The organism is Micromonospora sp. NPDC049044 (genome assembly GCF_040649215.1).
GTDB lineage: Bacteria > Actinomycetota > Actinomycetes > Mycobacteriales > Micromonosporaceae > Micromonospora.
Genome location: NZ_JBEZFA010000008.1, coordinates 140469 through 167031, shown reverse-complemented (window position 1 = coordinate 167031; position 26563 = coordinate 140469). Strand labels below are relative to the sequence as shown.

19 protein-coding genes, 1 tRNA gene and 1 other RNA gene are annotated in these 26563 nt (G+C 68.8%); 10 read left to right on the top strand and 11 right to left on the bottom strand.

Features of this window, described 5'->3' with window-relative positions:
• Positions 1 to 110: 110 nt before the first annotated feature.
• From ftsE to AB0B85_RS09090, 7 genes are all read left to right on the top strand, one after another.
• Positions 111 to 791, top strand: a complete 681-nt coding sequence (gene ftsE / locus AB0B85_RS09120; protein WP_030331491.1) for a cell division ATP-binding protein FtsE — start codon at positions 111 to 113, stop codon at positions 789 to 791.
• A gap of 67 nt (positions 792 to 858) precedes the next feature.
• A complete protein-coding gene (ftsX, locus tag AB0B85_RS09115; protein WP_357405217.1) occupies positions 859 to 1734 on the top strand; it encodes a permease-like cell division protein FtsX in 876 nt (291 codons plus the stop codon).
• A gap of 149 nt (positions 1735 to 1883) precedes the next feature.
• Complete coding sequence (gene smpB / locus AB0B85_RS09110; protein WP_355028000.1) at positions 1884 to 2363, top strand: SsrA-binding protein SmpB; 480 nt, start codon at positions 1884 to 1886, stop codon at positions 2361 to 2363.
• Positions 2364 to 2468: 105 nt separating this feature from the next.
• Positions 2469 to 2844: a transfer-messenger RNA gene (ssrA, locus tag AB0B85_RS09105) on the top strand.
• Between the two features lie 81 nt (positions 2845 to 2925).
• Positions 2926 to 3606, top strand: coding sequence for a hypothetical protein (locus AB0B85_RS09100; RefSeq protein ID WP_357405215.1), 681 nt, complete (start codon positions 2926 to 2928; stop codon positions 3604 to 3606).
• Between the two features lie 142 nt (positions 3607 to 3748).
• The gene (locus tag AB0B85_RS09095) at positions 3749 to 4237 is read left to right on the top strand and encodes a hypothetical protein (protein ID WP_357405213.1); all 489 of its coding nucleotides are present in this window, start codon (positions 3749 to 3751) and stop codon (positions 4235 to 4237) included.
• Positions 4238 to 4283: 46 nt separating this feature from the next.
• Positions 4284 to 5234 carry a hypothetical protein gene (locus tag AB0B85_RS09090; RefSeq protein WP_357405211.1) on the top strand — a complete coding sequence of 317 codons (951 nt, stop codon included), beginning with the start codon at positions 4284 to 4286 and terminating at the stop codon, positions 5232 to 5234.
• A gap of 29 nt (positions 5235 to 5263) precedes the next feature.
• Here the strand turns inward: AB0B85_RS09090 and mdlC are convergent, their stop codons facing one another.
• A complete protein-coding gene (gene mdlC, locus AB0B85_RS09085; protein ID WP_357405209.1) occupies positions 5264 to 6859 on the bottom strand; it encodes a benzoylformate decarboxylase in 1596 nt (531 codons plus the stop codon).
• A 320-nt stretch (positions 6860 to 7179) separates the two neighbouring features.
• Here mdlC and AB0B85_RS09080 point away from each other — a divergent pair, with 320 nt between their 5' ends.
• Both AB0B85_RS09080 and AB0B85_RS09075 read left to right on the top strand, forming a co-directional pair.
• Positions 7180 to 7770 carry a YqgE/AlgH family protein gene (locus tag AB0B85_RS09080; RefSeq protein ID WP_030490862.1) on the top strand — a complete coding sequence of 197 codons (591 nt, stop codon included), beginning with the start codon at positions 7180 to 7182 and terminating at the stop codon, positions 7768 to 7770.
• An 87-nt stretch (positions 7771 to 7857) separates the two neighbouring features.
• Positions 7858 to 7930, top strand: a tRNA-Ala gene (locus AB0B85_RS09075).
• Positions 7931 to 8116: 186 nt separating this feature from the next.
• On the opposite strand, the gene AB0B85_RS09070 is transcribed toward AB0B85_RS09075, so the two are convergent.
• Positions 8117 to 11491, bottom strand: a complete 3375-nt coding sequence (locus AB0B85_RS09070; RefSeq protein ID WP_357405206.1) for a GH92 family glycosyl hydrolase — start codon at positions 11489 to 11491, stop codon at positions 8117 to 8119.
• A 506-nt stretch (positions 11492 to 11997) separates the two neighbouring features.
• Between AB0B85_RS09070 and AB0B85_RS09065 the strand changes: the two genes are divergently transcribed.
• Positions 11998 to 17265, top strand: a complete 5268-nt coding sequence (locus tag AB0B85_RS09065) for a fibronectin type III domain-containing protein (RefSeq protein ID WP_357405204.1) — start codon at positions 11998 to 12000, stop codon at positions 17263 to 17265.
• A 117-nt stretch (positions 17266 to 17382) separates the two neighbouring features.
• Here the strand turns inward: AB0B85_RS09065 and AB0B85_RS09060 are convergent, their stop codons facing one another.
• The 9 genes from AB0B85_RS09060 to AB0B85_RS09020 form a co-directional block, all read right to left on the bottom strand.
• Positions 17383 to 17643 carry a YciI family protein gene (locus AB0B85_RS09060; RefSeq protein WP_357405202.1) on the bottom strand — a complete coding sequence of 87 codons (261 nt, stop codon included), beginning with the start codon at positions 17641 to 17643 and terminating at the stop codon, positions 17383 to 17385.
• A gap of 112 nt (positions 17644 to 17755) precedes the next feature.
• Positions 17756 to 17878, bottom strand: coding sequence for a 50S ribosomal protein L36 (locus tag AB0B85_RS09055; protein ID WP_030490864.1), 123 nt, complete (start codon positions 17876 to 17878; stop codon positions 17756 to 17758).
• 128 nt (positions 17879 to 18006) lie between these two features.
• Entirely contained in the window at positions 18007 to 19227 is a 1221-nt protein-coding gene (locus tag AB0B85_RS09050) for a HAMP domain-containing sensor histidine kinase (RefSeq protein WP_357405200.1), read from the bottom strand.
• Positions 19224 to 19880, bottom strand: coding sequence for a response regulator transcription factor (locus tag AB0B85_RS09045; protein WP_357405198.1), 657 nt, complete (start codon positions 19878 to 19880; stop codon positions 19224 to 19226). The genes AB0B85_RS09050 and AB0B85_RS09045 overlap by 4 nt, the downstream gene beginning before the upstream one ends.
• A 63-nt stretch (positions 19881 to 19943) precedes the next feature.
• Positions 19944 to 21203, bottom strand: coding sequence for a cation:proton antiporter (locus AB0B85_RS09040; protein WP_357405196.1), 1260 nt, complete (start codon positions 21201 to 21203; stop codon positions 19944 to 19946).
• Entirely contained in the window at positions 21200 to 22453 is a 1254-nt protein-coding gene (locus AB0B85_RS09035) for a cytochrome P450 (protein WP_357405194.1), read from the bottom strand. Before AB0B85_RS09035 ends, AB0B85_RS09040 begins: the two co-directional genes overlap by 4 nt.
• The gene (locus tag AB0B85_RS09030; RefSeq protein WP_357405192.1) at positions 22450 to 23439 is read right to left on the bottom strand and encodes an alpha-hydroxy acid oxidase; all 990 of its coding nucleotides are present in this window, start codon (positions 23437 to 23439) and stop codon (positions 22450 to 22452) included. Before AB0B85_RS09030 ends, AB0B85_RS09035 begins: the two co-directional genes overlap by 4 nt.
• A 1-nt stretch (position 23440) precedes the next feature.
• Positions 23441 to 25006 (bottom strand): NAD(P)-binding domain-containing protein, encoded by a 1566-nt coding sequence (locus AB0B85_RS09025; RefSeq protein ID WP_357405191.1) that lies wholly within the window; start codon positions 25004 to 25006, stop codon positions 23441 to 23443.
• Positions 24996 to 26510 carry an aromatic amino acid ammonia-lyase gene (locus AB0B85_RS09020; RefSeq protein ID WP_357405189.1) on the bottom strand — a complete coding sequence of 505 codons (1515 nt, stop codon included), beginning with the start codon at positions 26508 to 26510 and terminating at the stop codon, positions 24996 to 24998. The genes AB0B85_RS09025 and AB0B85_RS09020 overlap by 11 nt, the downstream gene beginning before the upstream one ends.
• Positions 26511 to 26563: the final 53 nt, after the last annotated feature.

The following is a 26563-nucleotide window of genomic DNA, read 5'->3' as shown; positions in this document are numbered from 1 at the left end:
GGGCGGAACGCGTCGTCGATCTCCAGGTAGAGGCCCGATTCGACGACTCGTGCCGGATGGACGGGGCGTGGGGCTTGGCTCAGTTGTTACACCGCGTAGACTCACCACCCGTGATTCAGCTTGAGCAAGTGACGAAGACGTACCCGAAGGCGTCCCGGCCTTCGCTCGACAACGTGTCCGTCTCGATCGAGAAGGGCGAGTTCGTCTTCTTCATCGGTCCATCCGGCTCCGGCAAGTCCACAATCATCAAGATGCTGCTGCACGAGGTGGCCCCCAACAAGGGCCGCGTCGTCGTCAACGGCAAGGACGTCACGTCGATGCGTTCCTGGAAGCGACCCCACTTCCGGCGCTCGATCGGCTGTGTCTTCCAGGACTTCCGGCTGCTGCCGAACCGCACCGCGTACGAGAACGTGGCGTTCGCCCTCGAGGTGATCGGCAAGACCAAGGCGGTTGCCCGCCGGGTCGTGCCGGAGGTGCTGGAGCTGGTCGGGCTCGGTGGCAAGGAGCACCGCTACCCGCACGAGCTCTCCGGTGGTGAGCAGCAGCGGGTCGCCGTCGCCCGGGCGTTCGTGAACCGTCCGCTGATCCTGCTGGCGGACGAGCCGACCGGAAACCTGGACCCGGACACCTCGATCGAGATCATGCGCCTGCTGGACCGGATCAACCGCACCGGCACGACCGTCGTGATGGTCACCCACGACTCCAACATCGTGAACCAGATGCGCCGCCGCGTCGTCGAGATCGAGAGCGGTCGCATCGTGCGTGACCAGGCCCGCGGCGTTTACGGGTGAGCCGGCTCTCCACCCCTGCGCAGCCTGACGACGAACACTTCATGCCGGAGACCCGGAGGAAATCCCGATGCGCGTGAAATACGTCCTGTCCGAGGTACTGGTCGGACTGTGGCGCAACGTGACCATGTCCATCGCGATGATCATCACGATGGCGGTCTCGCTGACCATGCTCGGCGCCAGCGGTCTCATGTACCGCCAGGTCGACGACATGAAGGTCACCTACTACAAGAACATCGAAGTCTCGATCTTCTTGAAGCAGGAGGTGAGCGAGCAGGAGCGCACCGACCTCAACGCCAAACTCGACGCTGACCCCCTGGTGAAGGAGGTCTTCTACGTCAACAAGGACGAGGCTTACAAGAAGTTCAAGGTCATGTACCAGGACGCGCCCGACCTGGTGAACGTGGTCAAGCCCGACCAGTTGCCCGAGTCGTTCCGGCTCAAGCTGAACAACCCGGAGCAGTACAAGGACATCTACGAGCAGTACAAGAACAGCGCGGGCGTCGACGAGATCATCGACCAGAGTCGACTGCTCGACAAGATCTTCGACATCCTCACCTCGATCCAGAACATCGCCCTGGCTGCCGCCATCGTGATGGCGATCGCCGCCCTGCTGCTTGTCGCGAACACCATCCAGGTCGCCGCGTACAGCAAGCGGCGTGAGGTGGCGGTCATGAAGCTGGTCGGCGCGTCCAACTGGTTCATCCAGGCGCCGTTCGTGCTGGAGGCCGTGGTGGCCGGTCTGATCGGCTCGCTGCTGGGTCTGGTGGCCTTGGTAGCGGCCAAGTATCTGCTCTTCGACCGCTCGTTGAGCGCGTTGCAGGGTCTGCTCTCGCCGATCTCCTGGGGCGACATCCTTGTCGTCTTCCCGCTGATGGCCGTCGTCGGTGGCCTGATCAGCGCGGGCACCGCCTGGATCACGCTGCGCTTCTACCTGCGCGTCTAGGCACCGTACGGGTCGTCCCGTCTGTGAAGGACCCTCCCGCCGCCGGAAATAAACGGCGCGGGAGGGTCCTTCTTATTCGGGTAGCATGATCGGTTGTCCGGCTGAGGTGAGTTCGATGCCCGGACCACGGAGGAGAGGGGGTGGCACCGATGCCACGGGAGAAGGGGCGCAAGGTGGTCGCCTCCAACAAGAAGGCCCGCCACGACTACGCCATCCTCGACACGTACGAGGCCGGCATGGCGCTGACCGGGACCGAGGTCAAGTCGCTGCGGGCCGGGCGGGCGTCGCTCGTCGACGCGTTCGCCCAGGAACGTGACGGCGAGCTGTTTCTGCACGCCATGCACATCCCGGAGTACACCCAGGGCACCTGGACCAACCATGAGCCCCGGCGGACCCGCAAGCTGCTGCTCAACCGGGGCGAGATCGACAAGCTCGTCGGCAAGACCCGCGAGGGCGGGCTGACGATCGTGCCGTTGCAGGTCTACTTCTCCGACGGCTGGGCCAAGGTCGAGATCGCGCTGGCCAAGGGCAAGAAGTCGTACGACAAGCGTCAGGACCTCGCCAAGCGGGACGCGGACCGGGAGATCGCCCGGGTGTCCGGTCGGCGCGGCAAGGGGATGGACGAGTAGATTGCCCCGTTTGTCCGGGTCGACGCACCGGTCCGGGGCCTCGGGATGAAAGCCGTTGCGGCAGGCGTTAGTCTTGTCAGTGCCACCACATCGGTGGCCCGTCGAGGGGGTGACTGGTTTCGACTTCGTACGCAGCGACAGGGGAAGCGAGCCGAGGAAGCCGACGTCGTCTCGAGAATCGGTCGTCGGAAACTTATAAGCGCCAATAACCAACGCGCTGACTTCGCTCTCGCCGCCTGAGGCGAGTAGCTAAGTCTGTCGGTCTGGGAACGCCTTCGTCCCAGTAGCCGGCATCAGCTAGGAGGCTGGCCAACCGGACCCGGTCGCGGGGTCCGTGCGGCGAGATCAATCAGCGACTGGGCCCGTCACACCAACTTGCTCGCGTGAGCGGTGGGGCCGAGTAGAGGCACAGCGAGCTGCGCTCGGAGAAGCCCTGACAAACCGGCGAAGGACCCGGGTTCGATTCCCGGCACCTCCACCACCTCGAGCGAAGCGCCCCGGCCCACCAGCCGGGGCGCTTCGTCGTGTTGGATCGGTCGCGCGGAGCGCCTACGCTGCCCCTGTGATGAGCCAGGAGCTGCGCCTTTCGGTGGGTGCCTCACCGTCGCAACGCACCTGGACGGTGGTGGTTGGCGTCTTCGTCGCGGCCGTCGGTGCGGCGTTCGTGGTGCTGCCGCTGATCGCCCGCGGGGTGCTGGGCCAACTGTCCGGCCCGGGTGACCCGTTCTCCTCCTACGAGGACGCTCGCGACGTGCCGCCGGGGATGCTGCCCCGCGCGCTGCGAGATTCCGGCAGTGGCACCGAACAGGTCGGGCTGAGCCCGTTCATCGGGCTCTGCGGCCTGCCGTTCGTCCTGCTCAGCATCTACCTGGTGCTGCGGGTGCTCCGTACTGCCGCATGGCTGGAGGGCAGCAACCTGCGGGTCCGGGGCGCGTTTCGGACGCGCGGCGTCGACCTCGCCACCGCCCGGATCGACACCGCGGCGCTGGCGTACCGGGAGGCGTCGGACGACTTCCCGACGGATGGGCAGCGGGCCCCCGCCATCATCGCTACCGACCGCGCGAATGGACGACGAGTCACCCTCGCGTTGCACGGCATGGGGCTGGTCAGCCTGCCCCCGTCCGAGTTGCGGGCCCTGGCCGACGCGATAGCGACGGGTCGGCCCGTCGACGGCAGGGACGGCGACGCGCACACCGTCGCCCGCCAACTGCGCCGCCTGGCGGAACACCCCCAGCTCGGCTGAGCGACGGTACCTCCGGGCCCACTGGGACGTACGGGACTCCCGGGGTCAACGGGGCGAATGAGCAGGCTCAGGCACCTTTACAGGCGCGGTCGGGCGGGCTCACCATCGCGGTATGGGGTAGCAGCACAGCGCGGGAGGTGCCATGGTCACCGGTCCGGTCCAGCAGTCGTCACTCGGCGCCCGGTCGTCCGCCGCACCGCACCACGCCACCGGGTTGCCCGGTGAGCCACGCCCGGCCGGGCTGGCCGGCGACGTCCACGCGTTCGGCCGGGCCGTCGCCGCACCGCCCACCGAGCCGCGCTGGCGTGACGAGGTCCTGCTCCGGTTGCGTCCGGTGCGGCAGGGCTTCGCCGAGCACGTCCGCGCCACCGAGGGTCCAGCCGGCCTCTACCGGGAGTTGCTCACCCAGTCGCCGCGGCTGCACCACGGGGTGCGGCTGCTGACCCGGGAGCACCCGGGGATCACCGCGGCGATCCTGGCCGTGCAGCGGATCGCCGAGCGGCCCGAGGGTGACCTCGACGAGCTGCGGTACCGGGCCGGGCACCTGCTGCGGAGCCTGGCCCGGCATCGGCGCAGCGGTGCCGACCTGCTCTGGGAGGCGTACCAGACGGACCTGGGCGGCGAAACCTGAGCGGTCGACCGGGAACCGGGGGGTCGACGGCGGCGTCGAACCGTACATGCGTCGACAAGCCCTGTTGCTCGTACTCCCGTTGCTGTTCGTGGCGGGCTGCGCCACCGGCGCGGATCCGGCCGACGGACCCCGCAGCGCGTCGCCCCGCGGGGAGGCGTTCGACAATCGGGCCGCCGAGGTGGCCGAGGCGTGGCGGCCCGGCTCCGAATGGCGCACCGGGTACGTCCCGCTCGAGGGGCCCACGGTGCTCACCGGAGACCCCCGCTTCACTCCCGACACCGAGACGGCCTTCCGGGCCGGGTGGTACCGGGCCGAGGTCGCGATACCGCCCACCCGGGTCGCCGGCGAGATCCGCTTCCCGGACGGCCGGTTGACGCTGCCGCTGGTCAGCGCCGCCGAGGCGTACCAGCAGCTGGCCCAGGGTGATCCGCTGCCCTGCCCGGGGCGACCGAAGCGCACCGGCCGACCGACCCCCGGTGGCCCCAGTGTCGAACCGGGGCCGGACGGGTGGGCCACCAGCTCGGCGCAGACGGCCTGTCTGCCGCTCACCGTCACCGCTGTCACGTTCGGTGCCGTGCCGGTCCGCACGAGCCGGGGCGAGGCGCAGGTCCCGGCCTGGCTGTTCACCGTCGAGGAACTGGCGACTCCGGTGGCCCGGCTCGCCGTTGCGCCGACCGCGGTGCGGCCCGTTCCCGAACCCTCCGCGCCGCCCCGCCCGCTGGCCGACGGTCTGGTGGGCGCCCAGGACCTGACGGCTGTCGACGGTGTCCGGATGACCGTGCGGCTCGGCGTCGGCTCCTGCGACACCGGCATCACGCCGCTGGTGTGGGAACGGCCCGACGTCGTCGTGGTCGGTGGCAGCATCACCCGGGCCACCGGCATCTGTGACGCCATGCTCAAGCTGGAGCCGGTCGCCGTCACCCTCGCGGCGCCGCTGGGCGCCCGGCCGGTCCTGGACGTCGCCACCGGCGCCCCCCTGTCGATCGCCCCACGCTGACCGGGCGGCACCGGAGCTGACGGGCTGCCTCAGAGGATGCTCGGCACGTCGGTGTTGATCGGCACCGGCAGCACGGTCGGCCGGTCGGCACGCAGCCCGGCGGCGAGCGCCGCGCCGAGCTGGTCGGGCGTCTCGACCACCTCGGTGGCGCAGCCGTAGCCGGCCGCTATCGCGGCGATGTCCAACCCCGGCAGGTCCAGGCCGGGCACCCCCGGGGTTTCCTTCAGCTCGGCGAACGCCTTCAGGATCGCGTACTGCTGATTGACCGGAACGACGACCACCAGCGGCAGGGCGAGCCGCGCGGCGGTCCACAACGCCTGCACCGAGTAGTGGAACGAGCCGTCGCCGATGACCGCCACCACCGGGCGACTCCGCCCGGTGTCCCGTTCGGCGAGGGCCACCCCGATCGCGGCCGGCAGGCCGTAGCCGAGGCCGCCGCTGGCCATGGTGAAGTACGACGCGGGGCGGCTGATCCGCAGCTGCCGACGCAGTGCGGACAGATTGGACGGTGACTCCTGCACCAGCACGCCGTCCGCCGGCCAGTGCGCGGCCAACCCGGCGAACAGGGCGTCGGCGCTCAGCGGGACGGTGATCTCCGGTGGGGCCGGTGCGTCCCGGGGCGCGGGCGGCGGCCGGTCGGCCGGCGGCACCCGGTCCAGCAACGCGGTCAGGGTCAGCCCCGGGTCGCCGAGCAGGCTGTCCCCGACCGGGGCCCGCGCGGCCTCGTCGGGGTCGTCCGTGACATGCAGCAGTCGGGCGCCGTCCGGTAGGTGCCCGCCCGGCACGTACGGGTAGTACCGGAACACCGGAGCGCCGACGACAAGCACCGTGTCGTGGCCGCGCAGCGCCTCGGCGAGGGGACCGATCGCGTAGGGGAGCACGCCGCGGAACTGCGGGTGGTCCTCCGGGAACACGGCGCGCTCGGGTGCGGGGGCGGACCAGACCGGTGCGGCCAGCCGCTCGGCGAGCGCTACAGCGGTCGGCCAACTGGCGGAGCGGTCGACCCCCGGCCCGTACACGAGCACCGGGTTGTCGCTGCTCGCCAGGACCCTGGCGAATTCGTCGAGCCGCTGTGGGTCCGGCGCGAACCGGGTGGCCACGGTCCGTGGCGCGGGCAGCGGGTCGGCCGGCTGGGCCCAGTCGTCCATCGGCAGGGAGAGGAAGACCGGCCCGGCTGGTGGCTGCACCGCCGTCGCGTACGCCCGCAGCACGGCCGCGGGGATGTCCTGCGCCCGGGCCGGCTCGTAGGCCCACTTGACGTACGGCTGCGGAAGCTCGGTGGGCCGCCGACTGGCCAGCCGGGGTTCGAGCAGCAGCATCTCCCGGGTCTGCTGGCCGGCCGTGACGATCAATGGGGTCTTGTTGTGCCAGGCGGTGACCAGGTTGCCCATGCCGTTGCCGGTGCCCGGGGCGGTGTGCAGGTTGACGTGGGCGGCCGTGCCGCTGGCCTGGGCGTAGCCGTCGGCCATCGCGACAGCCGTCGCCTCCTGGAGTGCGTGGACGTAGTGGAAGTCGGCGGGGAAGTCCTGCAGGAACGGCTCCTCCGTCGAGCCCGGATTACCGAAGACCGTGGTCACGCCGAGGGTGCGGAGCACGTCGTACGTCGCGTCCCGGACCGTTGCCATCGCCACCCGCCTCCGTGTCGCGGGAGGGACGACAGCAGTCGTCCCTCCCGATCAGCCGAATCTATCGGGATGTGACGGACCTTTCGGGTGTTTCCCGCTGGCTCATCCAGCCGGCCGCGCCCGTACCTGGTCAGGGCATCGTGGCGAACAGGGAGCTGTCTTAACTGTCTGATCACCTGCCGGTCAGCTCTTAGCCAGCGCCCGGGTCGCAGGCTATGGTGCCAGGCATGGCGTTGACAGCACGGCTGATCTCGATGCACCGGGCGGATTCGGCAGATGATCGAACCCCGGCGCGGGCTCACGGTTGACGGGTGTGTGGGATGCAGGGAGAGGGTCAGGCGATCGGCGGACGAGCGATGGAGTCGATGACCGGGCGGCTACTGGTCGCGACTCCGGCGCTCAAGGACCCGAACTTCGACCGTACTGTGGTGCTGCTTGTCGCCCACGAGCCGGGCGGTGCGCTCGGCGTGGTGCTGAACCGGGCCACCGAGGTGCCGGTGGCCGAGGTGCTCGGCGACTGGAGCGATCTGGCCCGTCACCCGGCGGTGCTCTTCGAGGGCGGTCCGGTGCAGCCTGACTCGGCCATCTGTCTGGCCCGCATGCGGCACCCGATGCGCCGGCTGAAGGGCTTCCACCAGGTCTCCGGAGCGGTCGGCACTATCGACCTCTCGGTGGACCCGGAGCGGCTGCGGGAGAGCATCGGCGGCATCCGGGTCTTCGCCGGCTACTCCGGCTGGGGCAGCGGCCAGCTGGAGCAGGAGATCGCCGACGGTTCCTGGTTCGTGCTGGACGGGCTGCCCGGTGACGCCTTCGTCGACCGACCCGACGATCTGTGGCCGATGGTGTTGCGCCGCCAGGGCGGGATGATGGCCGCCGTCGCCCACTTCCCCCCGGACGTGGCGCTCAACTGAGCCGGCCCGGCGGGGGACCCCGCGAGATGACCATGTCGGCCAGTCTGTGTATAGTTTCCCAGTGCCCGGGCGACCGGGTAACAGCAAGGGGCCGTGGCGCAGCTGGTAGCGCACCACACTGGCAGTGTGGGGGTCAGGGGTTCGAGTCCCCTCGGCTCCACCTTGAAGTAGCAGGACAAGGGCTTGCTCGCCGATCGTGGCGGGCAAGCCCTTGATCATTTGACCCCCGTTCGACCCCGGGCGGGGGTCCCATGGCCCGCAGGACGAATCATGTGATGGCCGTCACGCCGTGGGCCGGGTGGTTGGGCGGGGGAGCCAGGGCAGTGGCGTCCGCCGCCCGCCCCTGTCACCCTGTCCCGACGGCGAAGATGTGCTGCTGTCCGAGGGTCTTCTTGGGCAACGTCAACGACTTCACCGTCTTGCCCGCGAGAAGCGGGAAGGTGCTGGCGAAAACGTACGTCTTGAGTTCTTGCCTGCCGAAACGAGCACTGTTGCGGTATGGGAGTGCGGCGGCGACGGTGTTGCCGTAGCTGACAGTGCGACCTCCTCCGGCGAGGGTCCAGTCGCTGAAGCCGAGGGTGATCTGCTGGGTGGTGCCGTCGGTGTAGGTGATGGTGGCCAGACCGGAGGTCCCGTCGACCCAGCCGGTGGCCGCGCCGAGGAAGCCGATCCTCGTCGCGCCGGAGACGGGCGTCACGGGGATCTGTTGGCCTTCGGAGTGGTAGTTGTCGCGGTCTCCGGCGCCGACGTTGGGCCAGGTGTAGGTGACGGCGTTGTGTGTGAAGGTGGAGCCGGCGCTCAGGCCGGCTGCGGCAAGGGCTTGGCGGGAGTAGCTGTAGGTGGCGCCGTCGAGGTCAGCGCCTCCCGGGTAGGCGTCGTCGCTGATGCCGGCGCTGTCCCGGTGGCCACCGAAGCCGATGTCGAAGACGTGCAGCCGGCCCGCCGACCCAGTCGTCGCAGGCAGTGTCAACCCGACCACGTTCTGTCGTGGATCGATGGCGATGGAGGCCGAATACAGGTACGTGGGAATGTTCTCCCTACCACCCGCGAGGGCCTGGTTGCGGTAGGGCATGGCTGCCGCGATGGTGGTGCCGGGGCGGGTGGTTGCCTGGCCGGCGGCCAACGTCCAGTCGCTGAAGGCGAGGGTGACCTGTCGGCTCGTCCCGTCGGAGAAGTGGATCGTCGCCACACCGGCAGCGCCGTCGACGTGGCCCTCGGCGCTGCCGAGGACCCCGATCGTGGTGGCCCCGGATGGGCTGTGCACAGTGAGCCTCTGGCCCTGGGCGATGACGTTGTCGGGTTCGCCGGGGCGGACGTTGGGCCAGGTGTAGGTGATGCCCTCGGTGGTCAACCGGCTTCCCGGGACGATGCCGACGGCGGCGAGCGCCTCGGCCGAGTAGCTCGACGTCCACTGGTCGTAGTTGCTGGATCCGGGAGAGCCGTCCGCGCTGCTGCCGGCGTTGTTCGTCGCGGCGACGGCGTTGGCGCCGTAGGAGGGCGGGGCGGCGTCCGCCCCGGCCGCCCACGTCGTGTTCGGGGTGGCGGCCAGGTCCAGGTCGAAGGTTCCCCCGGCGGTCAGCGCCGCCGGCGGCAGGTAGGCCTTGTTCCAGCCGGATCCGTTGTACTGCATGGATTGGATGTACGGCGTCGAGGCCTGGGCGGCGGGTGCGTTGATAGTCCACGTCGCGCCACTGGGTAGCGTCACGACCGCCTGCGGGAACAGCGGGCTGCCGAGGACGAGGTCAGCGGTGCCCGGGACCGCCGGATACATCCCGAGCGCAGCCCAGACGTACCAGGAGGACATGGATCCGAGGTCGTCGTTGCCGGGCAGGCCGTCGGGGGCGTTCCGGAAGAGTTCGGTCTGCACCCGACGTACGACCTGTTGTGCCTTGTAGGGACGGCCGGTGTACGCGTAGAGCCACGGAGCGCCGAAGCTCGGCTCATTGCCCATCCACGCTCCGGTTCCGAGGACGTCGTTCAGGGTCGCGAAGTGGGTGTCGAGGTACTGGTTGAGGGCGGCGCCACCGCCCTTGGCGGCGGCAAGGCCACGGACATTGAACGGCACCGCGAGCGTGTACCGCCAGGAGTTGCCCTCGGCCCAGTCGTCGTAGGAGATGTCCGTGGGGTTGAATCCGGGCCGCCACTCGCCGGATTGCCGACGCGGTTGGACGAACCCGCTGACTGGATTGAGCAGGTACTGCCAGCCCTGCGCCCGTGACGCGAACCGGGCATGGGTCCTGGTGTCACCGAGCTGGCGTGCGAAGGCGGCGAGAGCGAAGTCAGCCGTGTGGTACTCCAACGAGGTGGAGGTCGTCGCGTTGTGGTTGCAACAGCCGTATCCGCCGTCCTCTGGCAGGTAGCCGAGGCTGTCCAGGTAGACGGTGCCCGGACGAGCGTTGCCGGGCCGCGTCGACTGCGCGACCATCGCCGCGAGGGCCTTGCCGGTGTCGAAGTCACGTGCCCCGAAAGCATGGACCGACGCGATCGTCGGAATCGCCGGATCACCGACCATCATGTACGACTCGTCGTTGGCGACCGACCACTTCGGCAGCCGCCCGCTGTGCTCGTAGTCGTTGAGCAGTGAGCGCACCAGGTCACTGGCACGATCAGGTGCCAGCAGCGCCATGAGTTGCACCTGGGACCGGTAGACGTCCCACCCGGAGAAGTTCGCGTACTGGTCGTCCTGCCCGGTGGGCAGCGTGCGGACCTGGCCGTCGAACCCCCGGTACTGACGATTCGCGTCGCTGTACACGTTCGGGTGTAGCAGCGAGTGGTACAAGGCCGTGTAGAAGGTCTTCTGCTCGTCGGTGGTGCCGCCACCGATCCGCATCCGGCCCAGCAGTTGATTCCACGCGGCCCGCGCCGCCGTCCGGACCGTCGTGACATCCCAACTGCTCAGGGTGTCACGGTTCGCCCGCGCGTTCGCGACACTGACGAAGGAGATGCCCACCTTCGCCTGCACGACCGATCCGCTGGGGAACGTCAGGACGACACCGCCGTCGCCGGTGACGAAGGGCCTCGGCGCCCACTTCTGGTTGCTGGTGAAGGCGCGGTCGAAGCTGACGGCGAAGTGCATCGTGTAGTCGTTGTCCTTGGTACAGAACCGTCCGTCGGTCACTGTTCCGGTGATCTCAGTCGAGCTTGGCACCGACACTGTCGCGTTCGACGTCCCGGCGCCCGCACTCGCCTTCACCAGAAGCGAGGCCGCCGGTCCGGCCGGGAAGGCGATCCGACCGAGCGCCGCGCGGACGGACGTCGTCAGCTCGACGCGAACGCTGTTGGCCAGGTTCACCGAGTAGAAGCCCGCCGACGCCGACTCGCCCGTGTGCGAGAAGCCGACGGTCGCGTTGTCCTTGTCGCTTGGCAGCGCACCGGTCACGGGCAGGAACGGCAGGTTGCCGTAGGCGAAACACCCAGCCCCGCTCATCCGGTTGACACCGAAGCCGGAGATCGCGGTAGCGGCGTAGTCGTAGCCCCCACCCGGCACCCGCGGGGCCGTGTCCGGTGCCCACTGCAGCATCCCAAAAGGCATACTCGGCCCCGGCGACGTATTGCCGGAATCCTTCCCCGCCGCGGCCCGGGTGCCGATCATCGGATTGACCAGCGCCGCCGGGTCCGACACGAGCGAAACGGCCGCGTGCGCCGACCGAATGGGCGCCGGCAGGACAAGCGTCGCCGCAACAAGGGCAGCCGCAAGCAAACCCCGGGGCAACCGTTTCATGGCGCACCTCCTCATCCATCGCCACCAGACCGAGCCGTGATCGACGAGACTCTAACCGCGCGGTTGGTTTTGTGCTGTCCCCTCGGCCGAATGACGCATCGCGTCCGACTGAATGGATCGGGCTGTCGACTGTCGGATGCTCCTATCGAGGTCATGGCCCGTGCGGCGGGGTGGGGAAGGTGAGCGATTGAGGGAACTGTAGGTTTGCACCCGGTCTGATCCGTTTTTATGTGATCCGCCGTCATCTGAGCCTGCGCCATGCCGCCAACTTCGTAGGTCCCCCGCGTCGAAATCTTGACAACCGTCATCAGGTAGCTCAAGGTTCCGCTCACGTGCGCTGTGCTGTCGGCCGAAGCCGATGTCAATACGGGGGAGTTCAGATGTGGGCCATTGACCGTTCGAAAACAACGCCGCATGCTAGAGGCTGGCAAGCGGCAGTGATTGCAATTCTTATGATGCTTGGCTTTGCATATTGGGCGGAGCCGGCACGGGCGGCGGTCTCGACAATGACGGCAGCGCAGCTGAACACGATGTTCAAGACCTATGGGGACGCCGGGAACCATTGGACCGGAGGTGACGGCACGACCTCGGTCGCCCTGCCGGACGGTCGGGTCGTCTGGCTCTTCTCGGACACCTTCCTGGGGACTGTGAACGCCGACGGCAGCCGGTCGGCCGACTCGCCGATGATCAACAATTCTGCTGTCGTGCAGACCGGTACCGCCCTCGGCGCGACTCTGCACAGCGGCACCGCGCTCTTGCCGGACGCGCTGGTCGTGCCGACCCAACCCGGCGAGTTCTTCTGGGTGGGCGACGCCGTGGTCGAGTCGGGAGAGCTGCGGGTGATCTACAACCGCTACCGGCGCAGCGGCTCCGCACCCCTTGACTTCGCCCTGACCGGGGTGTCACTGGCCAGGTTCGCGCTGCCGTCGCTGACGTTGAATTCGGTGCAGGAGGTGCCGGTCGGCAAGGACGTGAACTGGGGCGCCGCTATCACTCCGGACGGCAGCTATACCTATATCTATGGGACATCGACCGCCCCGGGACGGATGAAGTTCGCCCATGTCGCCCGTGTCGCCACCGGAAATCTTGACGGCCCATGGCAGTTCTGGAACGGATCAACGTGGTCGTCGGATCACGCGGCAGCGGCCCGGCTTCTCAGTGGAGTCGGCACCAGCTACTCCGTGCAGAAGGTTGGCTCGGAATATCTCCTGGTCACGCACGAGAACAACCTGGTCTTCGATCCGCAGATCGTGGCATACAGATCCACCTCGCCGACCGGGCCATTCACCGGCCCCATCCAGCTCTACACTGCCCCGGAAATCACCCCTGGCTCATCCAAAGTGGTTTACGACGCTCGACTTCATCCGGAGCTGGCGGCCTCCGGCAATCTGCTGATGTCCTACAACGTCAACAGTCTGAAGTTCGCCGACTCGCTCGCTGATGCACGCCTCTACCGTCCGCGTTTCGTGGACATCGCCTGGCCACCGCCGGCGCCGGGCACCGGGCTTCCGGCCGCGCCCACGGGGCTGAGCCTGACCGGGCAGGACGACTTCGCCGACCTGACGTGGTCGGCGGTGGCTGGTGTCTCCTCCTACCGCTTGTACCAGCGGGACGTCACCGGGGGGCAGACGCACTTCGCCCGGCTACCGGTCGCCTCGACCACGACGAGCAGACGGGCGGGCCTGCTGATCCCCGGTCACCAGTACGAGTTCAAGGTGGCTGCCGTCAACGGCTCCGGGGAAGGGGCGCACAGCACGACCGTCTCGATCACACCACGGAGCACCAAGCTGGCAGCCGACGTGATCGGGAACGCCAACATCGCGGACGCGATCCCCGGCAGCTACCTCGTCCGGCTCAAGGAAGAGGCGGCGCGGCCGGAGCGGCTGACCAGTTACGCGACACAGCTCGTCGCCCAGGCCGGCGGCACCCTCGGCCCGGTACTGCCCACGGCGATGCGAGGCTTCGGCGCGACTCTCACCGAGGCTCAGGCAGTGAACCTTGCCGCGCATCCGGACGTGCTCGACGTCGAACAGGACGCAATGGCCGACGTCTTCGGCGAGCAGGCCGACCCGCCATGGCACCTTGATCGTGACGACCAGCGAGACCTTCCGCTCGACCACAAGTATCAGTACCCGAACGACGGTCCGGTGCAGTCGTACGTCGTCGACTCCGGCATCCGGGCCACGCACAACGAGTTCGGTGGTCGCGTGACCACCGGATTCAACGTCCTCGACGGCAGCACCAACATCCCAGACTGCAGTAGGAGTCACGGTACCTCGGTCGCGGGAGCACTCGGTGGTGCGACCTTCGGTGTAGCGAAAGCCGTAAAGATCATTCCAGTCAAGGTGTTCCCCTGCACCGGTGAAGGAAAGGTCGGGCGGGCTGCCATCCTGGACATCATCAAAGGGATCGAATGGGCCATCGATGACGCGCAGGGGAAGAAGCCCGCGGTGCTGAACCTGAGCTTGGGGTCGGCAGCCAGCGAGAAACTCGACGATGCGGCCCGGGCTGCCACCGACAGCGGACTCACGGTTGTCGCCGCCGCTGGCAACCATGGTGGGGACGCGTGCGATGTCTCGCCAGCGCGAGCGTCAAAGGACAGCGCGGTCATCACCGTCGGGGCGACCAATAACGCCGACAAGTTGTGGCTACAGAGCGGAAAAGGCTCCTGTGTGACACTGTTCGCACCGGGCGTCGACATTATGACCGCCGGATCCGTCAGTGACACCGAAGTTGTGCCGAAAACTGGCACCTCCCTTGCCGTGCCGCAGGTTTCGGGTGCCGCCGCTATGCTGCTCTCGGCCCACCCCGGCCACAGCCCCAGCGACGTCAAGAAGGCGCTTGTCGGGGCGGCGAGTAAAAACAAGTTGGGCGGCACCGGCACCGGATCCCCAAACCTTCTGCTGTTCGTGGAACGGCCGCCGGCCACCGCACCTGCCAACTTGACGGCAACGGCTGTCGACGATGGCACAATCGCGTTGAAGTGGGATCCGGTCGCTGCGGAAAATGCGCACTACTTGGTTTCGTCAAGGGATGTGACCGCAGGTGAGGCCAACTTCGTGCGCTGGCCCTCGCCGGTCTTCGACGGGACCACCGCAATCGCGCGGAATCTGCTGGAAGGCCACCTGTACGAGTTCCGAGTAGCCGCGGCCAACAGCGCCGGCACCGGCCCGGAGTCCAACATCGCCCGTGCGACGAGCGATCGGGTCGGACCGCCGGCGCCGACGGGCCTGACGGCAACCTCGAAATCCGATGGATCGATCACCTTGGCCTGGAACTCCCTTGGCGCCGACATCTGGTACTGGATCTACCAGCGCGACGTGACGACGGGCGAGACCGAGTTCACCCGGCTGGAAATTCCGCTCAGCACCTGCTGCACGTTCAACGCTGGCCTACTGCTCCACGGACACGAGTACGAGTTCAAGGTCAGTGGTAGCCACCAGGGCGGCGAGGGTCAGGCATCTACACCGGCCCGAGCAACCTCGACCTATCCAAGACCAGCACCACCGACCAATCTCCTCGCCGCAGCGGAGGACGGACGAGTGGTGTTGAACTGGACAGCGAGTGCCACCTCCAACGTCTGGTATCTGATCCAGCAGCGGGACGTGACCCTCGGCGAAACCGAGTTCACCACACTGGAACTGCCGGTCACCACCTGCTGCACCTTCACTGCTGGTTACCTGGCCAACGGGCACACGTACGAGTTCATGGTGACGACAACCAGCCAAGGCGGGGAGTCCGTACCGTCGAATCGGGTGAGCGCCAAGCCGATGCCGCCGCTGCCCGGCAAGGTCACCGGACTCGCAGCCACGGCTTTGTCCAACGGAGACATCAAACTCAACTGGACGTCGCCGGCCGGCGACAGCCTCTGGTTCGACGTCTACCAGCGAGACGTGAGCCTCGGGCAGGGTTTCACCAAGCTGCCGGTGCCGATCACCAGCTGCTGCACGTGGACGGCCGGCCTACTCACTCACAACCACGTCTATGAGTTCAAGATAGCGGCGACGAATGCGTCGGGTGCCGGCGCGCAATCCGCTGTCGCCTCCGCCACCTCGCGCTACAGCCCGCCAAGCGCACCGGCGAACCTGCGCGGCGCTACCGCCGGCGACGGCACCATCGATCTCGACTGGGACGCGCCAGGACCGGAGGGCTACCTCTACTGGATCTACCGTCGGGATGTGACGGCCGGTGAGGCATTCAGCAAGCTCCCCTACCCGACAGAGGAGACCAAAGCTTCTGTCGGCCTGCTGGTCCACAACCACGTCTACGAGTTCAAGGTGACAGCCGAGAACCAGGGGGGTCAGGGACCGGCTTCGAACGCGGTGACGATTACGGCACGTGGTGGACTGCCCGGGGCTCCGACCGGACTCTCCGCCACCGCGGGCGACGGCCAGGTAACGCTGAGATGGACGGCTAGTCCGACCACAGGGGCCATCTACAACATCTACCAGCGGGACAAGACCGCCAATCAGTCGTGGCAGAAACTCTCGCTACCCATTTCTGGGACCAGCATGACCACGAGCTACCTGAGCAACGGGCACACCTATGAGTTCAAGGTCACCGCCTCGAACTTCGCCGGTGACTCGGCGGCCTCGAACGTGGCGTCGGCGCGGCCGATGCCACCATTCCCGCAGGCACCGTCGAACTTGAGCGCTTCGGCGGGCGACGGCAAGGTGACCCTGAGGTGGTCGGCCAGTTCGACGCCGAACGTTTCGTACTGGATCGAGTCGCGGGCCAAGGGCGGCAGTTGGTCCAGGTTGCCGGTGTCGATTGGCTGCTGTTCGGACACGATGAATCTGCTTTTCAATGGGACGACGTACGAGTTCCGCATCCGGGCGACGAACCTCAGCGGTGACTCGGCGGCCTCGAACGTGGCGTCGGCGCGGCCGATGCCACCATTCCCGCAGGCACCGTCGAACTTGAGCGCTTCGGCGGGCGACGGCAAGGTGACCCTGAGGTGGTCGGCCAGTTCGACGCCGAACGTGTCGTACTGGATCGAGTCGCGGGCCAAGGGCGGCAGTTGGTCCAGGTTGCCGGTGTCGATTGGCTGCTGTTCGGACACGATGAATCTGCTTTTCAATGGGACGACGTACGAGTTCCGCGTCCGGGCGACGAACCTCAGCGGTGACTCGGCACCCACGAACGTTGCCTCCGCCCGGCCGTGGCCTCCGATACCGCAGGCCCCATACACCCTCCGAGGCACCGTTAGTAAGAACGCCGTCACCCTGACCTGGTTTGCCAGTCCGACGCCGCGGATCTACTACCGGGTATACATGCGTAACGTGACCCGGGGTGGCGGCTGGAGCACTGCGGCCGGATTCCTGACCAACACCTCGGTGTATGTGCCGTACCTGATCGGCGGTGACCGCTACGAGTTCAAGGTTGTGGCGGAGAACATGGCCGGAGAGAGCGCTTCGACGAACACCGCCAGCTTCCGGATACCTGACGTCTACGCGGACGTGAACTGTACCGATTACTACACACCTATCAGAGGCATTCCGGTCGGGTGGACGTCGGTGGAGTCCAGCGCCTTCGGGATCGCCGGTGGGGACGGCGTCCGCATCAAGGTCCAGCTCAGGGTGTGGGAGAACAACCAACTGTGGACGAGCACCGACTTCTGGTTGACCACCAGTAGTATCGGTTTCTGGAGCACCCGGGTGGACGAGCACGAGTCATACGGGGGTGGAGATTACAGCCTCTACGCCAGTGTCTACGGCCCGAACGGCGAAGACTGGGGCCGGGGCAGCGACTCGGCTTCCTGCGACGGGCCCTAGCCTCGCCCCTCTGATCAAGGGCTGAATCCGAAACGGCGCCAAGGACGTAGGGCAGCGGCCCGGTTGATGACCCTCAACCGGGCCGCTGCTTTTCGTCCACACCTGTTCGTCCTGCGTCTATCGGACGATCGGCGACCACTCCCGCTGGCTGACGATCGTCACTCCGGGGGTGCGGTAATAGGGGTCCTCGGCGACGATCGCGGCGAACGCCTCGGCGTCCGGGACGTCGAAGATCAGGAGCGCGCCGGAGTCGTCGGAGAACGGCCCGGCCATGGTCAACCAGCCCTTTTGGTGCAGCGCCTGGAGGCGTTCCCGGTGCGCGGGCCGAGCGGCAAGCCGGTCGGGATCGTCGCCGAAGGACAGTTCCAAGATGTACACAGATGCCTCCTCGTCGGGGCGGTTTCCGCCGCACCCTAGCGTGAAGTTAAGAACGCCCCGACCGGTAGTGACCCGGTCGGGGCGCGCAATGCATCATGTCCGACAGGGGTTATCAGCCCTGGCGGCTCTTCCACTGCGGGTTCGCGCGGTTCACCACGACGACCCGGCCACGACGGCGGACCACCACCGAACCCGGCTTCTGCTTCAGTGCACGCAACGAGCTACGTACCTTCATGTCTGCCTCCTCGGTGCAAGCGGTTCCGAGTATCGAAACGCCGCGCCCACCCGGGGGATTCCCGCCGCCCAGCGTGCTCGCCGGGCGGTGCGGGGGAGGTGTCGCAGTGGTGTGTGGGGCGATTGTGACTAGTGTTTTCCCGCCGTGGTGGCCCGCTGTGGAATCGTCGGCAGCCGAACGGTGAAGGTCGCCCCGGCGCCGGGGCGGCTGTCGGCGGCGATCGTCCCGCCGTGGCTGGTCACCACCTCGCGCAGGAGTGCGAGGCCCAGACCGAAGCGCCGGTCCTTGGCCCCGGCACCCCTGTGGAAGCGGTCGAAGAGGCGCTCGGCGTCGGCGGGGTCGAATCCGGCTCCGCTGTCGGTCACCACCAGGTCCGCGCCACGGCGGGTGGTGCGCAGGGCGACGTCGATGCGGCCGCCGGTCGGGGTGTGGGTCAGGGCGTTGGCGAGCAGTTCGCCGACCATGCGACGCAGCGCCGAGGCGATGCCGGGCACGAGGACCGGAGCCTCCGGGACGGTCAGATGCAGCTGGACACCCTGCTCTGCCGCGCGGTCGGCCTCGCAGTCGACGGCCTGGGCGGCGAGCAGGGCCAGATTGACGGGCTCGGAGGGGTGCCGGTCGGCCGGGGTGGCGGCGAGGCGGGCGGAGAGCAGGAGCTCGTCGACGATCTCGCCGAGGCGACGGGTGGTCTCGATCAGGCGGTCGTAGTCGGCGCGGTCGCCACCGGCGCGGCGGGCCAGGATCTGGGCGCGGGTGTGGACCTGGGCGATGGGGGTGCGCAGCTCGTGGCTGGCGTCGGCGACGAAACGGCGTTGCCGGCCGAGCGCCTCGGCGAGCGGCGCCACGGCCCGGCGGCCCACCACGATGCCGGTGAACACCGCCGCGGCGAGGCCGACCACCGCGGCGAGGAGGAAGGCGGCGAGCAGGTGACGGCGGTCGGCGAGCTGGAAGCGCGCGTCGAAGACCGCCTGCACGACGCCCGAGCCGCGGGGCTGGGTACGGACGTAATAGGTGGTGCCGTTGCGCTCGACCTTGTCGCTGCGGACCTGGCGGTCACGGGCCACCGCGTCGATGGCGGACCGTAGCGGGAAGCCCGGCGGGGGCGGGTTCCGGCCCGAGTCGATCCGGCCGCCGTCGTACAGGATGATCCAGCTGCAGCCCGGCGGCCCGGCGATGGTGCCGTGGACCGCGCCGTAGTCGAGCTCCCGTTCGATCTGTTCGTGCTGGTTGCGCAGCAGTGCGGCATAGGAGACGGCCGCGCCCAGGGCGAGCAGTGCCGTCATGGTGAGTCCGACGAGCAGGCTGACCCGCGCCCTGGCCCGGCGCAGCATGGTGTCCTCGAAGCTCACAGGGTGCCCAGCTGGTAGCCGAGGCCGTGCACGGTCCGGATCACCGAGCGCCCGAGCTTGCGGCGCAGGTAGTAGACGTACGTGTCGACAAGGGACGCCGCGCCCGCCTCGTCGAAGACCCGGCTGCGCAGCTCGGAGCGGGAGTGGACGGTGTGCGGCCGGGTCGCGAGGACCCGCAGCAGCTCGAACTCGCGTGCGGACAGGGCGATCCGGGTGCCGTCGGGTAGGACGGCGTCGCGCACGGAGAGGTCGAGCTGGCCCGACCCGAGCCGCAACACCTCGGTGGCGTCATGTGTCCGGCGGCACAGGGCCCGGATGCGGGCGCTCAACTCGTCCAGGTCGAAGGGCTTCGTCAGGTAGTCGTCGGCGCCCGCGTCGAGCCCGGCGACCCGGTCCTCGACGGTGCCGAGCGCGGTCAGCAGCAGCGCCCGGGCGACCACCGCACGGGAGCGCAGCCGGACGACCAGGTCCAGCCCGTCGAGGGCGGGGAGACGCCTGTCGATCACCATCACGTCGTACGGGCGGGTGAGCCCCAGGTGTAGGCCACGCTGGCCGTCGGGGGCCTGGTCGACGACGTATCCCTCGCCGGTGAGTGTCTCGGCCACCATGCCACGTAGCTCCGAGTCGTCCTCGACGAGCAGGAGGCGGGTCATGTACAGATGGTGACATAGAAACGCGTCTATGTGTTGTGAAACTTGTCTCCTCAAACAATCAATCTACGGGGTACCGGCGGGCACGAGCGACGGTGTAGGAGCGGGGACCCGTGCCTCGCGCCGCTCGATCCAGCTCAGCAGGGGTGTCGTCATGATTGTCGTGACGAGCGCGACCAGCACCAGCACTGTGAAGAGCGACGAATTCACGACGCCCGCCTCCAGCCCCACGTTCAGGGCGATCAGCTGCATCAGGCCCCGGGCGTTCATCAGGGCGCCGACACGCAGCGCCACCGGGTTCGGCTCGCCCATCAACCGGGCCGCACCCCAGCAGGCGCCGAACTTGCCGACGATCGCCACGGCCACGCAGGCGACGGCGAAACCGAGCACGGCCGGGTTGCTCAGCAACGCGAACTCGGTGCGCAGCCCGGAGAAGGTGAAGAACAGCGGCAGGAACACCGTCGCCGCGACCGGCGTCAGCGTGTCGACCACCCGGTCGGTCTGCGCCGAGTGCGGCATGACCACGCCGACCGCGAAGGCGCCGAAGACCGCGTAGAGCCCGATCTCGTCGGTGTACCAGGCCACCAGGAAGAGCAGCGCCACAGTGCCCAGCAGGCGTGCGCGGTCACCCGAGAGCCCCATCACGTAGCCGGTAACCCGCCGCCCACCCAGCCACAGCGCCAGCCCGAACAGCACAGCGCCACCCGCACAGACCAGCGCCGGGCCGACGGAGCCCGAGGCGAACGCCAACACCACGGCCAGCAGGATCCACGCGACCGCGTCGTCGATCGCGCCGCTGGCCAGGGAGAGCAACCCGAAGCGGGTGCCGGCGAGGCCGCGCTCGGTGATGATCCGGGCAAGCATCGGGAAGGCCGTGATCGCCAGCGCCACACCGACGAACGCCGCGGACACCCCGAGCGACACGCCCTCCGCGCGGATCGGGACGAAGCCCGCCATGCCCAGGACCAGCAGGAACCCCAGCACCAGCGGAACCGTGACACCCGCGAGCGACACCGTTCCCGCAGTGCCCGCGAGCCCGGTCACCCGGTGCGAGGTGAAGGCGTACCCGGCCTGGAACATGAACAACACGAGGCCGACCTGGCCGACCACGTACAGGATCGGCAACAGCGGGGCGGGAAAGAGAGCTGCCTGCGCGCCCGGCCAGAGCAGGCCGAGCAGCGACGGGCCGAGCAGCACCCCGGCGAGCATCTCACTCACCACGGGCGGCTGACCCGCCTTGCCGAGCAGCCAGGAGACGAGCTTGCAGAAGAGCAGAATGACAGCGACCGCGATGAAGAACCGCGGGGCGAGTTCGGTGGGGGTCACGCGCCTGCCTCCTCGAAGAATCGGGTGCACAACTTCTGGCGTCGGGCGTCGACGACCATCCACGTACCGCAGACCAGCTGCTTGACCGACCGCCCCACGTCGAAGATCCGGTCGCGCTGCCGCATCAGGGCGAGCCGGTTGCGGCCGGGACCGGGGAGACCCCGGGGCGTCAGGTACGCGGGACCGCGGCTCGGCAGCGAGCGGGTGTGCGCCACCGACGAGCTGACCGAGAAGCGTCGCAGCACCTCTCGGGTGGCCGCGCGTAGCTGCACGGGGGCCGAGCCGCGCGCCGGGCAGGCCCGGTTGGCGGTCACGCCGTACGGGATGAAGTGCGCGTCCTGCCGGCGCAACGACAACCAGCGGTCCGGGTTGAACTCGTCGTCCGCGGCGGGGCCGGTGCGCTGGTAGGCCCGATAGTTGAAGAGCAGCACGGAGCCGGTGGGGAGGACGTGCTCGCCGACGGTGATGGGTCCGGAGGTGATCCGGTGCGCGATGCCGAAGAGCGGATACACCCGGAGCGTTTCGTCGATGAGCCGGTCGAGCGACAGGTCCGACGTGTCCGTGACGGACCCGGAGCACAGCAGGATGTGCGCCATCGCCTCCGACATCTGCACCACAGCCGTGTTGAAGAACGCGCCCTGTAGGTACCAGGCGGTCTCCAGGGCGGTGAAGGGCGGCGGCAGCACGACCGGGCAGGTCCCCGCGTTGATCCGGTCCAGCAGGTAGTCGGTGAGCCGAACCCGCCGGGACATGTGCCGCAGACTCATCCCCTTCAGGGCGGTCACCACGTCGTCCGCGTTGGCCACGATGAGCGCGCGGACGTCGCGCGGGCAGGGTGCGCCGAACACCAGCTCGTAGGAGACCTCGGCCCAGACCGGCATCATCAGGTCCCGCAGCCGCACGTGGCTGATCCGGCCGGCCGGGAGCGCGTCGAGGATCCGCCGGGTCGCGGCCGTCGCCAGCTCGTCGGAGCGCGCGTGCGGGATGGCGAGCACCTGCCGGGTCGTCCGGGCGACCGTCCGGTACCGCTCGCCGGGCTCGAGGTGCTCCTGGTGCATCTGCGGGCCGGGCGCCAACCAGTACCAGAACAGGTCCGACAGGCCGGCCCCGCGGCTGCGTCCGTCAGCGGCCGGATGGCCGTAGACGCGCTCGAAGTCCGCCGGCCCCACCAGCGGCCCGGGCACCGGAATGCCCTCGGTCCCGTTGACCCGCTCGAAGATCCACTCGCGAAGGTCGACAACGGCCTTCACCGGGTCACCACCTGGTCGGGCGTCAGGTCGGCCGGCCGCCGCGCCCCGGCCAGGGCGAGGGCCTGATCAAGCTCGGTGGTGAGTCGCTCAAGAGCTTCCTGTACGCCAGCCGCCCCGCCCGCCGCGAGCGCCCGCACCACCGGACGTCCCACCAGCACCCCCGCCGCCCCGAGCGCCAGCGCGATCAGCACATCGGTGCCGCCGCGCACACCCCCGTCGAGCAGCACCGGGATCTGCCCAGCCACTGCCGCCACGACCGCCGGCAGTGCGTCGAGCGTGGGAATCGTCCCGTCGAGCTGTCGCCCACCGTGGTTGGACACGATCACACCGGCAACGCCGTACTCGACAGCGAGGCGGGCATCCGCGGGATGCAGGATGCCCTTGAGCAGGATCGGCAGTCCGGTGACGCCGCGCAGCCAGGCGATCCGGTCCCAGCCCGCCGTCGGGTCCATCGCGATCGAGCGGACCCGGCCTGTCGCGTCGCGCATGTTCTCGCAGGCGTAGCCGGGCGGCAGGTCCGTGAAGCCGTTGCGCAGGTCACGCTCGCGTCGTCCGAACACCGGGGAGTCCACTGTCACCACAAGCGCCCGGCAGCCCGCCGACTCGGCGCGTTTGACCACGTACTCGGTGAAGTCGCTGTCGGGTTGCGGGTAGAGCTGGAACCACAGCGTCCCGCCCGCCGCCGCGATCTCCTCGACCGGCCGGGTGGCAGCCATGCTCACCACCATCGCCGTGCCGGCAGCCGCGGCCCCGCGCGCGGTGGCCACCTCGCCGTCGGGGTGCGCGAGCCGATGAAAGGCCGTCGGCGCGACCAGGACCGGCGCGGCCAGCGACGTGCCGGCCACGGTGACCCGCAGGTCCCGCTCGCCGGTCGCCCGCAGCACCCGGGGCACGATCCACCGTCGCGCGAAGGCCCGCTCGTTGGCGGCCAGGGTGCGCTCCGGCCCGGCCCCGCCCTCGACGAAGTCCTGGTGAACCGGGTCCATCTCAACCCTCGGTGCCGGCGAGGCAGCGATCCAGGAACTCCCGCAGCGGCCGTACGTGGACCTCGGGCCGGTCCCACTGGTTCTCCAGGTTCTCGGCGAGGTGGTGGGTGCTGATCACCTTGCCGTCGCTGTGGAACCGGACGACCGGGTGCAGGTACGCCGCGTCGTGCGCCTGCCCCACGACGTCCTGGGCCACGCGGGTCACCGTGACATCGAACGGGTCGACCTGGTCGTGGTCCGGGCCGTACTCCAGGGTGATCACGAACGCCTGGTCGTAGTCGTGCCCGGCGGTGCGCAGGCCGGTCGACACGAAGTAGTCCACCGGCACCTCCTCGTGGTAGCGGGCCTCGGATCCGGCGACGGTGAGCACGTCGGCGAGGAACCCGAACTGCTGCCACAGGGCCGAGGTGCGGTTGATCCGCTCGATGACGGCAGCGGTCATCGCCGCCGGTTCGGCGGCCAGGGTCTCGGCCGGCCAGTCCGTGGCGTCGTAGCGGCGGGACAGGATCCGGTGCAGTGCGCGTACGGCGTAGCGGAAGCCGTGCACGAACCCGCTCGTGGACTTCCTGAAGTCGCGCTCCTGGGAGATCGTCCCGGCGAAGAACAGCCCCGGGACGTTCACCGACTCCCACGCTTCGGTCTGCGCCGGGAATCGGTCCCTGATGGCGAGCTGTGGCCGGGCCGAGGAGTCGAAAATCGAGTCGTCGAAACGGAATCCCGTACACGCCAGCACCCGGTCGTAGTGCAGTTCCTTCACTACCTCGTTCGCCCGCGAGAAGCTGAACTCGACCCGGTAGCCCGTACCGTCACGCTTGATGCTCTTGATCGTGCCGTCGAGGATCGCGTTCGCCGACTTGAGCTGATAGGTGTCGAGGAAGTTGTTGTTCACCGCGCGCAGATGCCCGACGTAATGGGTACGCCACGCCATCCGGACCGAGCTGGGCCCCGCGACGTGGATCAGTGTCGTGGTCTCCATGAGGTTGTCGGCGGTCTCGAAGGCGGAGTTGCCCTTGCCGATGATCAGCACCTTCTGGTCGAGATAGTCACGTGGGTCGACGCTCATCACGTCGTACCCCTCGGCCAGTTCGAATCCCGCGATGTCCGGCTGGTAGGTCTTCGACACGCCGGTGGCGACGATCACCGCGCGGGCCTCCCAGCGCCGGTCGCCGGCCTCGACGGTGAACCCGTCGTCGTGCTTCGCCACCCGGGTCACCCGGGTGCCGTAACTGACCTTGACGCCGCTCTTCGCCGCGAAGTCCGCGAGGTACCGCACCATCACGTCGGCGTGGGGGAAGTACCGGTCGGTGTATCTGGTGAACAGCAGTGCCGGATCGTCGGTGAGCAGGGAATTCCAGTCGAGCCGCAGATTCAGCTCGGCGTCGTCCGAGCCGGTGCGCGGTTTGTTGATCGAGATGAGTTGGCGGTGTCGCGGATAGGTGGCGAAGAACGCCCCCGGTTCGTCGGCGCCCTCAAGCACCAGATAGTCACGCTTGCCCTCGGCCTCGAACAGGGCTGCGAGTTGAAGACCGGCCGGACCGGCCCCGATGATCAGATAATCAAGCGTCACGGCGCTCACCGTACGAGCCGGAAATCAGAGAGATTTCAAGTTCTTCGAGAATTGCGGCAGCCCGTCGCACGTCTCCGTCGAGCGGCCGGTCCGGGTCGATCGGAGGGATCTCCGCCAAGGCTTGCAGGGTGCGGTCACAGCCCACCGCCGTGGGCCGCCGGGCCCCCACGTGCACGGCCTGGCGTAGCCCGAGCCCGAGCGAACCGGTGATCAGGCGCAGCAGCTCCGCCTGGTCCAGGGCGCGGAGAGCGGCCTGCGTGCCGAGCGGGATGACGTCCTGGTTGTGCAGGTTGGTGGGGAGGCTCTGCATGCTTGCCGGCACGCAGTCGCGCCTGATCTCGGCGATCAGCGCGGTCGACGCGAGCTGTACGCCCTGCAGCCCGTGCTGCTGGCCGGGTCCCGCCGCGAGCATCGGCGGCAGCCCACCGTTGCGCCCGGGATCCACGAGCAGGTCGAGTTGGCGCTCGGTGAGGTTGCCGACCTGCGCGATCACCATGGACAGGACGTCGGCGGCGAACGCGGCGGGTTGGCCGAAGAAGTTGCCGCCGTGCACGACCTTGTCGTCGGCCGGGAAGAACAGCGGGTTGTCACTCACCGCGCCGAGGTCCGCCGCCACGACACCGTCGACATAGCGCAGGGCGTCCTCGGCGGCGCCGAGCAACTGCGGCGCGCAGCGGATGCTGTACGGCTCCTGCAACGGTCTCGTGCCGGACTTCCGCAGGCCGGTGGAGGTGGCCCGCATCGCGGCGCCGACCCCGATGGCGCCGGGGTGACCGTAGGCGGCGAGCAGGGCGGGATCGAGGAACTGCGGGTCGCTGCCGAGCAGGTCGGCGAGCAGGCAGCTGAGCGTCTGCACCACCCGGTGCGAGGTGCGCACCCGGTCCAGGGCGAGGGTCAGCGCCGCGGTGGTGAGCGACGTGCCGTTGACCAGCGCGAGGGCGTCCCGGCCGTCGAGCGGCAGCGGTTGCAGACCAGCCTTCGTCAGGGCGACCCCGGCGGGCATCCGGACGCCGTCCAGGTAGGCGTGCCCGCGACCGCGCAGCGCCTGGGCGGCGGCACCGAGCGGGATCAGGTCACCGCTGGCACCCACCGAGCCGAGCCGGGGCATCGCCGGGGTGAACGTGGTGCCGAGCATGGCCGCGAGCGCGTCGATCACGTGCGGCGAGACCCCCGACGCGCCCTGGGCCAGCGACCAGGCGCGCACCAGCAGCGTCGCGCGCACCACGTCCGGGGCGAGGTCCGGGCCCTGACCCGCCCCGAGATGGGCGAGGGTGTTGTCGGCCTGGTCGCGCTGGTCGGCCCGGCCCGCGTAGCCGACCAGCGCCCCGAAGCCGGTGGTGGCACCGTAGATCGCCCGGTCGTCGCCGAGCGCCTTGCCGAGGAACGTACGGCCGGCCGCCACCCGGTTGCGCACCTCATCGCCGATCACGACAGCGACCGGGCCTGCCGCGGCGCGCAGGTCGGCGGGGCGCAGCGGCGCTGCCAGATCCACCTCAATCGTCATGGCAGCGGATGCTATGGACAGCTTCTCAGAGCGCTCTGAAATCGCCTCAGTAC